Source organism: Halomonas sp. HG01, from assembly GCF_000968715.2.
In the GTDB taxonomy this organism is placed as follows: Bacteria; Pseudomonadota; Gammaproteobacteria; order Pseudomonadales; family Halomonadaceae; genus Halomonas; species Halomonas halophila.
This window is the reverse complement of record NZ_CP022134.1, coordinates 726,579-738,825: the sequence shown is the minus strand read 5'-3', so window position 1 is coordinate 738,825 and position 12,247 is coordinate 726,579. Positions and strand designations below refer to the sequence as shown.

The following is a 12,247-nucleotide window of genomic DNA, read 5'->3' as shown; positions in this document are numbered from 1 at the left end:
CTCGACGTCAACAAGGAGAGATCCCGTGACGAACGACAACAAAGCCCAAGAGGGCGGCCCGGGTGAGGGCATTCCCGCCCCGGAAGGCCCGGCCAACCTGATCGATACCGATTACGTGATCGGTCAGGACAACATCAGAACCAACAAGTTCGGCCTCGATGTCGATCTGCACGGCAAGGTCTTCACCGTGTCGTCGCTAGTGATCCTGGTCTTCGTGATCCTGACGCTGGCCCTGCAGGCCGAGATCGAGCCGGTCTTCGACACCATCTTCAGCTTCCTGACCGGTAACCTGAGCTGGGTCTTCCTGCTGGGCGGCAACGTCTTCGTGCTGGTCAGTCTCGGCATCGTGCTATCGCCGCTGGGCAAGGTGCGCATCGGCGGCGCCCATGCCACGCCGGACTTCAGCTATGCCGGCTGGTTCGCGATGCTGTTCGCCGCCGGCATGGGCATCGGCCTGATGTTCTACGGCGTCTCCGAACCGCTGACCCACTTCGGCACCGCCCTGGGTGGCACCAGCATGGAGAACGGCGTACGCACCGACTGGGCGCCGCTGGGCGCCGCCGCCGGTGACGAGGCCGCCGCCCAGAAGCTGGGCATGGCCGCCACCATCTTCCACTGGGGCCTGCACCCCTGGGGCGCCTATGCCATCGTCGGCCTGTCCCTGGCGATCTTCGCCTTCAACAAGGGTCTGCCACTGACCATTCGCTCGATCTTCTACCCGATCCTGGGTGAGCGCGTCTGGGGCTGGCCGGGACACCTGATCGACATCCTGGCGGTGTTCGCCACCCTGTTCGGTCTGGCCACCTCGCTGGGCCTCGGCGCCTCCCAGGCCGCCGCCGGCCTCAACTATCTGTTCGACGTGCCCAACAGCAACATCACCATGGTGCTGTTGATCATGGGCATCACCGCCGTGGCGCTGTGCTCGATCATGCTGGGCGTCGACAAGGGCGTGCAGCGCCTGTCGCAGCTCAACATGGTGCTGGCCTTCCTGCTGCTGGCCTTCGTGATCGTCGTCGGCCCGACCCTGCTGATCGCCACCGGCTTCTTCGAGAACTTGGTCGCCTACGCGGTCAACCTGCCCGCGCTGTCGATGCCGTTCGGCCGCGAAGACGCCAACTTCAGCCAGGGCTGGACCGCCTTCTACTGGGCCTGGTGGATCTCCTGGTCACCGTTCGTCGGCATGTTCATCGCCCGCGTCAGCCGCGGCCGTACCGTGCGCGAGTTCCTGACCGCCGTGCTGCTGGTGCCGACCCTGGTCTCGGTGCTGTGGATGACCGCCTTCGGCGGCACCGCCATCGATCAGGTCATCTCCGACGGCTTCCAGGGCGTCCAGGACGCCGCGCTGGAGATCAAGCTCTTCGCCATGCTCGGTGAGCTGCCGCTGGCAGCCATCACCTCCTTCGTCGGCATCATCCTGGTGATCGTGTTCTTCGTGACCTCCTCCGACTCCGGCTCGCTGGTCATCGACTCGATCACGGCCGGCGGCAAGGTCGACGCGCCCAAGCCCCAGCGCATCTTCTGGGCGATCATCGAAGGCGCCATCGCCATCGCCCTGCTGCTGGGCGGCGGTCTGACGGCCCTGCAGACGGCGGCCGTCTCCACCGGCCTGCCCTTCACCATCGTCCTGCTGATCGGCTGCTTCGCGCTGGTCAAGGCGCTGAGAAGCGAGCCCAAGGGAACCTGAGCGCTTCCCTGACGCACCAAGAGGCGGCCTTCGGGCCGCCTTTTTCGTTGGGGCGTCGTTCCCGGGCGTCACGCCATGGCGCCGATCCGGGCCGGGTGTCGATACGATGCAACACCCGTACATATTCCTTACCTAATGTAATGTCGTTCCCCCGCCACCCGATCACGCACCGGCCATGCGGTGCGGGCCTTTGCGACAGTTCCCGCCGGTGATGTCAGAGCGCGACAGCCGACGCCGACGGCGCCTCGAATCCCACCTCCCTCGCCGACCGACACGGCATGTTGTTGGCTGATCGCGACGCTTTTCCTCTCTCCACACGCCACAGGCGAGTCGCCACACGGCCACACCACGGCCATAGATCACTTAACATCTTGATATAGATTATTTTTTCTCATTACGGCCCGATGCTTGCCCCTCTCCCTGGCAGATCCATGATCGTCCGTGACTCTCGCTCCCCGACGGGGGCCAGGGACATGACGTTCGTTTCCGACCATGACCAGGAGCAAGACGCCCATGAAGATCACCATCTTCGGTTCCGGATACGTAGGACTCGTCACCGGCGCCTGCCTCGCCGACGTCGGCCACGAAGTGATGTGCATCGATGTGGACGCCGACAAGGTCGCCCGCCTCAGCCAGGGCGAAGTGCCGATCTACGAGCCCGGCCTCGAGACGCTGATCCACCAGAACCTGGACGCCGGCCGCCTGCACTTCACCAACGATGCCAAGGCCGCGGTCGAGTTCGGCCTGCTCCAGTTCATCGCCGTCGGCACACCCTCCGACGAGGACGGCAGTGCCGACCTGCGCCACGTGCTGAAGGTCGCCGAGACCCTCGCCACGCACATGACCGAGTACCGCATCATCGTCGACAAGTCGACGGTACCGGTCGGCACCGCCAGCAAGGTGGAGCGCACCGTCGCCGCCACCCTCGAGGCGCGCGGCGCGGACATCGAGTTCGACGTCTGCTCCAACCCCGAATTCCTCAAGGAAGGCGCCGCCATCGAGGACTTCTCGCGCGGCTCGCGCATCGTGATCGGCACCGAGTCCGAGCGCGTGCGCCAGACCATGCGTGAGTGCTACGGCCCCTACAACCGCCAGCGCGACAAGCTGATGTTCATGGGCGTGCGCAGCGCCGAGCTGACCAAGTACGCCGCCAACGCCATGCTGGCCACCAAGATCAGCTTCATCAACGAGATGGCCAACCTGGCCGAGCGCCTGGGCGCCGACATCGAGGAAGTGCGCCACGGCATCGGCAGCGATCCGCGCATCGGCTACCACTTCATCTATCCGGGCTGCGGCTACGGTGGCTCCTGCTTCCCCAAGGACGTCAAGGCGCTGGCCCACACCGCCGAGGCCGCCGGTCACCCGGCCCACCTGATCAACGCCGTCGAGCAGGTCAACGCGCGCCAGAAGAGCCGCCTGTTCGAGATGGTCAGCGACGCCTTCGACGGCGACCTGGCCGGCAAGACCATCGCGCTGTGGGGCCTGGCCTTCAAGCCCAACACCGACGACATGCGCGAGGCGCCAAGCCGTGCGCTGATGGAGGCCCTGTGGCAGGCCGGGGCCCGGGTCCAGGCCCATGATCCCGAGGCCGCCGAGGAGTGCCTGCGGATCTACGGCAACCGCGAAGACCTGGACCTCACCGAGCATCGCGACGAGACCCTCGAGGGGGCCCATGCGCTGGTCATCTGCACCGAGTGGAAGGCCTTCCGCACCGTCGACTTCGTCAAGCTCCGCGAGCGCCTGGTCGAGCCGGTAGTGGTCGACGGCCGCAACCTCTTCTCGCCCGAGAGCGCCAGGGACGCCGGGCTCACCTACTACGCCATCGGTCGAGGCGCTTCCGTCCGTCCCGTCGTCGCCTGAGGCCTCGCCATGTCGAAGCTCCCCGACCACACCTCCGTCGCCAGCAAGGTGACGGAGGTCACCGCCCTGCTGCTGATGCTGGCCCTGCTGGTGCTGCTGCTTTCCGAGCTGCCGTCGGAGGTCTTCTCGCCGGCGTCGAAGAGCTTCTTCTTCGCCATCGGGGCCATCGGCGCCTGGCGCTACTCCTGGTGGTTCGTCCAGGCGCTGCGCTCGGTGTGGTACAACCGGCGCATCTTTCCGCGGCTGCGCGCCGCGGCGGACGCCGCCGGCGAGGCCGGCAAGCCCAGCGAACTGTACGTGCTGTGCACCTCGTTCCGCATCGATGCCGACGTCAGCTATCGCGTCTATGAGGCGCTGGTGCGCGAGGTCCGGGACTACGGCGTCCCGACCACCATCTTCGCCTCGCTGGCCGACCGCACCGATGTCGACATCATCACCCACGTGATGGAGGACCTCGGCTGGCCGAGCAACGTCGAGCTGCGCTACATGTTCCAGAAGGGGGACGGCAAGCGCTCCGCCATGGCGGAAGTGCTGCGTGCCATCTCGCGCCGCGCCCCGGCCCCGGACGCCCTGCTGGTCTCGATGGACGGCGACATCCTGCTCGAGCCCCGGACCCTCGAGCGTTCGCTGTCGTTCTTCCGCACCAACGAGGATCTGGGCGCGCTGACCACCAACAACAGCGCCATCGTCACCGGCGGCGACGCCACCAAGGAGTGGTACGACCTGCGCTATGCCCAGCGCCATCTGGTAATGAGTTCCGGCTCGGTGTCGCGGCGCCTGCTGGTGCTGACCGGGCGCTACAGCGCCTTCCGCCTCGACCTCGCCACCCAGCCGAGCTTCATCGAACTGGTGGAGAACGACCGGGTCGACCACTGGCGCTTCGGCAACTTCACGTTCCTCTCAGGGGACGACAAGTCGACCTGGTACTGGCTGCTCAAGCACCGCTGGCGGATGCTGTATCTACCCGACGTCTTCGTCACCGGCTTCGAGGAGCTGCCGGACCGCCGACGCTTCTTCAAGTCGACCACCGACCTGATGCGACGCTGGTACGGCAACATGCTGCGCACCAGCGGCCGGGCGATCGCCCTGGGGCCGCGCCCGATGGGCATGTTCACCTGGTGGAGCCTGGTCGACCAGCGACTCTCCATGTGGACGACCCTGATCGGCCCCACGGTGGCGATCCTGGTGACCCTGTTCGTGCGCCCCTCGTTCATCTTCGCCTACGCGCTGTGGATCCTGTTCACGCGCAGCATCTCGACGCTGATCCTGGCCTGGCAGCGCGGCCGCTTCAGCCTGCTGTGGATTCCGCTGATCTACTACAACCAGGTCTTCGGCGCGCTGCTCAAGACCTACGTCAGCTTCCGCTTCAATCGCCAGAAATGGTCCCGCCAGGGGATCTCCGCCGGCGAGCCGGACGACCCGGCCGCGGTGACCCGCCAGCGTCGCATGGGCCACGTGCTGCACGGCGCCTTCGTCGCCGTGATGCTCTACGTGCTGGTGCTGGCCACCGGCGTGCTGCAGCCGCCGGATCGCACCGCCATGGCCATCCTCCATGGCCCCGCCGCCGAGGGCCAGGCGGGGACCGGCACGGACAACCGCTGGCTGGCCATGACCCTCGCCGACGGTTCTCCGAGCGGTGACGTCACGCTGCCGCCGGAGCGCCTCACGCTGGACGAGAATCTGCTGGACATCGTGGCCACCACCGAGCGCATGCGGACCGAGCGCCTCACCGGCGCGCCCGGCGACGAGCCGACCACGCTCGAGATCAGCCCCGACCTGGCCCGTCATATCCACGACGCCAGCGGCAGCCCGCTCGATGCCGGACAGCTCGCGACCTGCCACACGACCCTGGGCTGCGCCCTCGAACTCGACGGCCGCAAGGTGGCCCTCGTCGACCTGAATATCAGCGTGCAACCCGGCCGCTCCTGACCTCGCAGGACGCCGCCGGGAGGCAACCATTGGAGAGAGACTCCCCATGACCGATTACTACGCCGACAACCACGATCGAAGCGAGCCCACCCTGGGCGATCGGCGCCAGGACAGCCATGACAGCCGCGGCCAGGCAGGCCATCGAGGCCGGGGCCCCGACCAGACGCCTGGCGCCGGCATCGCCCACGAGCGCCGCGACGAACGGCGCTACCTGCGTGTAAAACGTGCCTTCCAGGTCAAGATGGATGACGGCCAGGTCTTCGACGGCGTCGACCTGTCCCAGGGCGGCTTCGCGATCCGCAGCCAGCGGCCGATCCGTGAGGGCGCCCGGGTCCAGGCCTCACTGCTGATCCAGGCCGGCGGCGCCGAGATGACCGTGCCCGTGTCCGCCGAGTGCCGGCACTGCACGACCGGCGAGCAGGGCTACACCGCCGGCTTCGAGTTCACCGACATCAGCCCCGGCCACCAGGAACTGCTGCGCCGCCTGATCCGCGCCAGCCTGAGCGGCCGCGAGATGGACCTGGAAGGCCTGATGGCCGGCGAGGACCCGCAGACGCCGCGCAAGCGCGGTGGCGCCGGCCAGCCGCAGCCGGCCCAGCGTCCGCCCAAGCCGCTGGGCCGCTATGTCGCGCTGTTCATGGCCATCGGCGTGCTGGGCCTGGTGGCGGCGGCCACCGCCTATCGCAACTTCATGCTGATCGAGCCGAGCTTCGCCGCGGTGACCGCGCCGCGCATCGACATCCGCGCGCCGGGTCCGGGCATCCTGCAGGCCCATGACCTCAAGGCCGGCGATCGGGTCGAGCGCGACGCGAAGCTGACCAGCGTCAAGAACGTCGATCTCGAATCGGACCTGATCCTGGCCCAGGCCGCCCAGAGCTATAACAGCCAGCTGATCGAGAACCTGCAGAACAACATCGATGGCGGCGCCAGCCAGGTCAGCCTGGCCAACTCCGCCAAGCCGGCCAACGGCGAATCGGTGAGCTTCGAGACGGTGTCACCGGAGATCGCCCGGGCGCGCATCGACCAGTTCGAGACCGCACGCGACTTCCAGAACTCACGGATCACCGCCCTGGAGGCTCGCCAGTCACAGAACGAGGTCTACAGCCCCTGCCACTGCCTGGTGGCCTGGGCGCTGAGCAGCTCCGACGGCACCTACATCAACGAGAGCGAGCGCATCATGACGCTCATCCGCACCGGCGAGAACGACATCATGGTCGAGGCCCTGGTGCACATGGACGACATCGACCGCATCGGCCCGGACCAGCAGGCCTATATCTCGCTGCCCAACACCGCCGGGCCGATCAGTGCCCGGGTGCGCAGCGTGGCCCTGGACATCGAGCGCCAGCCACGCGCCGGCTTCCCGAGCTGGGTGCGTCAGCAGCAGAACGTGGCCAGCGTGCTGCTGGTGCCTGAAGAGCCGCTGCCGGCCGACAGCGTCGGCACCCCGGTGGACGTGCGCTTCACCGAGACCCCGCTGGTCGGCAGCGCCGCCGAGTGGGTCTGGCAGGGCGCCCGTTCGGTCGGCCAGCTGGTCGGCGGCCTGGTCGACAGCGTCACCGGTGCCAACGACGAGACACCGCTCGCCGACAGCGAACGCCAGGCGAGCTAAGCCCGCGCGGCCTCTCACGAGGACATCCCGGCCGCCCTCGCGGCGGCCCACGACCGGAGCCCGATATGTCAGCCGAACACGTCATCCCGAGAAAACGCCCCCTGGCCCTGCTGATGCTGGCCCTGCTGCCCGGCCTGAGCGCCCCGGCCCTGGCCGAGGGCAAGGGGCCCGCGATCACCGCACCGAGCGTGGCCGCCTGCTCGACCCGCTATCCGCAGGTCGCCGCGCCCTCCCCCGCCCGGCAGGCCGAGGATGCCCAGGCCGCCATCCGCGAAGGCTTCGGCACCCAGCGCGACTGGGGCACCGAGAACGCCGAGCGCCTCGCGACCGGCGAGACCGGCCTCGATGAGGCCGGCCTGCGCATCCACTATCCCGAGGGCACCTCGTCACCCGGCGACACCGAGAAGGGCGGCGCCGGCTTCTACGCCGCCCCCGATGCCCTGGCCGGCGCCGAGCGCGCCTGCCTGCAGTACCGGGTGCGCTTCGAGCCGGGCTTCGACTTCGTCAAGGGCGGCAAGCTGCCCGGGCTGTACGGCGGCGAGGCGCCCAGCGGCGGCGATGAGGCCGACGGCGAGAACGGCTTTTCCATGCGCTACATGTGGCGGGCCAACGGCCAGGGCGAGCTGTACGAATATGCCGTCGACCAGCACGAGGACTACGGCAAGTCGGTCGGCCGCGGCCGCTGGACCTTCCCCACCGGCCAGTGGGTGACCCTCGAGCAGGAGATCATCCTCAACGATCCCGGCCAGGACAACGGCATGGCCCGCGTGTGGGTGGACGGCCATCCGATCCTCGAACAGCGCGGCATCGTCTATCGCACCAGCGAGTCGGTGACCATCGACGGCCTGATGTTCTCCACCTTCTTCGGCGGGCACGGCAAGGACTGGCGCACGCCCCGCGACCAGCACGTCGACTTCGCCGGCTTCCGCTTCTATGCCCCCCGATCCTGATCCCGAGGAATCCCGATGTCTCTGTCCCCTTCCACCGGCCCACGCCGCGGCGCCCTGCCCCGTCGCCTGCTCGCCGGCCTGTCCCTGGCCCTGTGCGGGCTGGGCGCGGGCGGGCTGTCCACGGCCCAGGCCATGACCCTCGAGGCGCGCGCCGAGCTCGATCTGTCGAACTACGAGGTGACGGCTCCCGACGCCTCCTACTTCGACGTCGAGAAGCGCATGGCGCTGCTCGAGGGCACCGACAACGCGATCCTGCTGCAGGAGATCGACCAGCTGTCCACGGGCACCAGCTGCTCGCAGCTGCTGCAGTACAAGCCGATCGACACCCGCATGCGGATCCCGGGCTACTACCCCAGCCCCAAGGAGTGGGAGCTGGCCTCGGAGCCGCTGTTCCAGTTCGAGGACAACGTCTCGCACCTGGCCGGCAGCTACGTCGCCACCGGCGATGCGTACTACGCCGAGTGCCTGGTGCGCTTCCTCGACAAGTGGTCCCAGGACGAGGCGCTGACCAACTTCTACTACGACTCCATGGAGCCCCAGGCCTGGTTCGCCACCGAGTCGATGATCTTCGCCGCGGCCATGGCCTACTCGGTGGTGCGCCCCGAGATCGAGGGCATGCAGGAGGAGCGCGAGCGGATCGAGGCCTGGCTCAACGAGCTGGCCCATCAACATTCCGACATCCAGGGGCAGCCCGGCAACAGCTGCTGCAACAACCACTTCTACCGCCGGGCCCTCTACGCCAGCATGGTCGGCGTGCTGACCGAGGACAACGAGCTGTTCCGCTTCGGCGTCAGCGCCATCTACTCCGCGCTGCACGACATCACCGACGAAGGCGCCCTGCCCATGGAGATCGCCCGCGGCCGCCGCGCGACCCACTACCAGAACTACGCGCTGCTCTACCTGATCACCAACATGCAGGTCATCGCGCGCCAGGGCTACGACATCTTCGATCTGGAAGTGGACGGCCACCGCATCCACGACGCCGTCGACTTCGCCCTGGATATCTTCGAGGACCCGGCCGCTCTCGGCGACATGGCGCCCCACGAGCAGTACACCGGCTTCCTCAAGGACAACCAGTACTTCGCCTGGATGGAGATCTACCAGACCCGCTACCACGACTCGCGGATCGCCGACTTCGTCCAGCGGCAGCGTCCCATCTACAACCGCAGTGCCGGCGGCTACATGACGCTCTACTTCATGGCCCCCGACGCCCAGCAGAACATCGTCATGGATGAGACCCAGCGCGAGGACGCCGCGTTCAAGGGCCTGAGCGAGCAGTGAACGCTCGCCCCGACGTTCATCCATCACTTCGAGGCAAACTGACATCATGATCCAGATTCCACGCGACATCTCATCCCCTCGCCAGCCCACGGGTCTGAGACTGGCCGCCTCGGCCACCCTCGTGGCCTGGCTCGGCGGCTGCGCCACCACGCCGCAGCCCGACGCCCACGTCACCGCTCCCGTGCCGCCTCAGTATGCGGACTGGTTCGACGGCGGGCAGCCGCGCACCTTGGAATGGATGCACAAGAACACCGTGGAGAAGGCTCAACAGCTGCTCGAGCAGGGCCGCAGCCAGCAGGCCATCGCCGAGCTCGAGACGCTGATGCAGAAGGGGCTGCCCAAGGGCTACTACGAGATGGCCAAGATCTTCGATCAGGGCAAGGGCGTGCCTCCCGACCCGGAGCGCGCGGCACGGCTCTATTCCGAGGCCATCAAGACGCCCTCCTACATCACCGGCAACGCCTCGCTGAACCTGGCCAAGCTCTACCGCGAAGGGCGCGGCGTCGAGCGCAACGACGTGCTCGCCTACTACCTGATCCAGCAGGCCATCGAGGAAGAGGTCGGCCCCCGGGCACAGGCCGCCATGGCCGAGCTGCTCGTCGAGGGCGGCAACGGCGTCAAGGCCGACCCCGAGCAGGCCGCGGCGCTATACCGGCGCGCCGCGGAGGCCGACAACGCCACCGCCCTCGAGGCCCTGGCCAAGGCCCACGGTCCCGGCGGCTGGCTGGCGGAAGATCGCGGCCTGGCCAGCCAGTACGCCCAGCGCTACGCCGAGCTGCTGGAGCAGGACGCCCGCGCCGGCGACGTCGGCGCCATGAATCAGCTGGCCGGCGTGTTCGCCGAAGGCGGCCTGCTCGGCAGCCAGCCCCAGCGCCACATGCACTGGCTGAACAAGGCCGCCGAGGCCGGCGATCCCGGCGCCCTGAGTCGCGCCGGACGCGCGCTGGTGGAAGGCAACGCGCCCCAGCGTGGCCTGGCGATGCTCGAGCAGGCCGCGCTGGACGGTGATACCTCGGCCATGGAAACGCTGGGCAAGCTGATGCTGGAAGGCAATGCCAACGTGCCCGCCAGCCCGGAGCGGGCCCAGCACTGGCTGAGCGCGGCCATCGCCCAAGGCTCGGTGGATGCCCAGGTCACTCTGGGTCGCGCCCTGCTCGAGGGCGAGGGGCTGCCCGTCAATCCGCGCCGCGGCGTCGAATTGCTCAAGAAGGCCGGCGAACGGGACGACGCCCTGGCGCTGGCGCTGCTCGGCGCCTACTACCTCGGCGATGAGGGCCATGCCAGCCAGCCGATGCAGGCGCGCGAGTACCTGGAGCGCGCCAACGAGCTGGGCCATCCCTACGCCACCCAGCAGCTGGGGCAGATGTACCTGGAAGGCAACGGCGTGCCGGCCGACGGCCAGCGCGCCGAGGCCCTGCTGAAGGACGCCGCCGACCAGGGCCAGACCGCCGCCCTGCGCATGCTCGGCGAGGCCTACCTGGAAGGCGAGGTGCTGCCCTACCATCCGTCGAAGGCCGAGGAGCTGCTGACACAGGCCGCCGACGCCGGCGACGCCTCCGCCAAGACGGCGCTGGGCGCCGGCTATCTCGAGGGCACGCTCCAGCAGCGTCAGCCCTCGCGCGGCGTCGCCCTGCTGGAGGAGGCCGCCCGCGAGGGTGACGCCTACGCGATGGTGGTGCTGGGCCGTGCCTACCGCAAGGGCGACGGCGTGCCCCGCGACCTGGGCAAGGCCAGCGAGTGGCTGAACCGCGCCCGGGAGGCCGGGCACGGCTCGGCCGAGGACGCCCTGTCACGGCTGCGCTACGACCAGGGCAAGGCCGGCAACATCCAAGCCCTGGTGCAGGCCGCGGAAGACGGCCACCCCGGCTCCATGGCGCGGCTCGGCGAAGCCTTCCTCAACGGCCGCGGCGTGCAGCAGAACCTGGGCGCCGCGCGCTCCTGGCTGCAGCGCGCCGCCAGCGAGGGCCATCCCGGCGCCAGCGCCGATCTGGGGCGGATGTATCTGGAGGGCAAGGGCGTGGCACGCGACCCGGCCAGGGGCGCCCGCTACCTGCAGCAAGCCGTCGCCGGCGGCCACGTCGGGGCCCGCGGCGACCTGGGCAAGCTGCTGCTCACCGGCGAGGGCGTCAGCGCCGACCCCGAGCGCGGCATGCGCATGCTCGAGCAGGCCGCCGCCCGCGGCAACAGCGGTGCCCGCCTGGCCCTGGCCGATGCGCTGCTCGAGGGCGAGCACGTCGCCCAGGACACCCAGCGCGGCATCGAGCTGCTGCGCGAGTCCGCCGAGGCCGGCAACGACCATGCCGCCCAGCGCCTCGGCGCCGCCTATCTCGAAGGCAAGGGCGTCGAGCCCGATCCGCAGCAGGCCAAGACCTGGCTCACTCAGGCCAGCGAGGCCGGCAGCCTCTCGGCGCGCACCCTGCTCGGCACCGCGCTGCTGCGCGGGGAAGGCGGCATGAGCGTCGACGCCGCTCGGGGACGCCGCCTGCTCGAACAGGCCGCCGAGCAGGGCCACGCCGGGGCCCAGGCCACCCTTGGCCGGGAGCTGCTGCGCGGCGAGACCCTCGGCCAGGATCTTCGCCAGGGCGCCGACTACCTGCTGGAAGCCGCGCGTCAGGGCCACGAGACCGCGCGCCTGGCCCTGGCCAAGGCCTATCTCACCGCCAACGGGCTCGAGAACGCCAACCGCGAGCAGGCGCTGCTGTGGCTCGACGAGGTGATGGACGGCGACGGCGAGATGGCCGCCCAGACGCTGCATGACCTGCTGTCCGACCAGGACGCCATGCAGGCGCTGCAGGTGGCATCGGCCGAACGCTGATACCGATCGGCCTCTCATGTCGAGAGGCCACCAACGACGACGGGCCGGCAGTTTCCTGCCGGCCCGTCGTCGTTCGGGGGAAGGCCCGAAGGCCTACCCGCCGCGGCGCTCATTCAGCG

At 68.9% G+C, this 12,247-nt stretch carries 7 protein-coding genes; all 7 read left to right on the top strand.

What is annotated here, in order from left to right:
* Positions 1-25 precede the first annotated feature (25 nt).
* The 7 genes from UN84_RS03290 (at position 26) to UN84_RS03260 (ending at position 12,128) form a co-directional block, all read left to right on the top strand.
* Entirely contained in the window at positions 26-1,684 is a 1,659-nt protein-coding gene (locus UN84_RS03290) for a BCCT family transporter (protein ID WP_035598021.1), read from the top strand.
* Between the two features lie 513 nt (positions 1,685-2,197).
* Entirely contained in the window at positions 2,198-3,544 is a 1,347-nt protein-coding gene (locus tag UN84_RS03285; protein WP_046079141.1) for a UDP-glucose dehydrogenase family protein, read from the top strand.
* A gap of 9 nt (positions 3,545-3,553) precedes the next feature.
* The gene (locus tag UN84_RS03280; protein WP_052719348.1) at positions 3,554-5,473 is read left to right on the top strand and encodes a glycosyltransferase; all 1,920 of its coding nucleotides are present in this window, start codon (positions 3,554-3,556) and stop codon (positions 5,471-5,473) included.
* A gap of 46 nt (positions 5,474-5,519) precedes the next feature.
* The gene (locus tag UN84_RS03275) at positions 5,520-7,082 is read left to right on the top strand and encodes a PilZ domain-containing protein (RefSeq protein ID WP_046079142.1); all 1,563 of its coding nucleotides are present in this window, start codon (positions 5,520-5,522) and stop codon (positions 7,080-7,082) included.
* Positions 7,083-7,147: 65 nt separating this feature from the next.
* Positions 7,148-8,032, top strand: coding sequence for a polysaccharide lyase (locus UN84_RS03270; protein ID WP_046079143.1), 885 nt, complete (start codon positions 7,148-7,150; stop codon positions 8,030-8,032).
* A 15-nt stretch (positions 8,033-8,047) separates the two neighbouring features.
* Positions 8,048-9,313 (top strand): alginate lyase family protein, encoded by a 1,266-nt coding sequence (locus UN84_RS03265; RefSeq protein ID WP_237022355.1) that lies wholly within the window; start codon positions 8,048-8,050, stop codon positions 9,311-9,313.
* A gap of 46 nt (positions 9,314-9,359) precedes the next feature.
* A complete protein-coding gene (locus UN84_RS03260) occupies positions 9,360-12,128 on the top strand; it encodes a tetratricopeptide repeat protein (protein WP_173834951.1) in 2,769 nt (922 codons plus the stop codon).
* Positions 12,129-12,247: the final 119 nt, after the last annotated feature.

What these genes read in the sequence shown, in the direction of transcription:
- UN84_RS03270 (WP_046079143.1), top strand. Translation starts at nt 7,148, where the DNA reads ATGTCAGCCGAACACGTCATCCCGAGAAAACGCCCCCTGGCCCTGCTG.
- UN84_RS03260 (WP_173834951.1), top strand. Translation starts at nt 9,360, where the DNA reads ATGATCCAGATTCCACGCGACATCTCATCCCCTCGCCAGCCCACGGGT.
- UN84_RS03265 (WP_237022355.1), top strand. Translation starts at nt 8,048, where the DNA reads ATGTCTCTGTCCCCTTCCACCGGCCCACGCCGCGGCGCCCTGCCCCGT.
- UN84_RS03275 (WP_046079142.1), top strand. Translation starts at nt 5,520, where the DNA reads ATGACCGATTACTACGCCGACAACCACGATCGAAGCGAGCCCACCCTG.
- UN84_RS03285 (WP_046079141.1), top strand. Translation starts at nt 2,198, where the DNA reads ATGAAGATCACCATCTTCGGTTCCGGATACGTAGGACTCGTCACCGGC.
- UN84_RS03280 (WP_052719348.1), top strand. Translation starts at nt 3,554, where the DNA reads ATGTCGAAGCTCCCCGACCACACCTCCGTCGCCAGCAAGGTGACGGAG.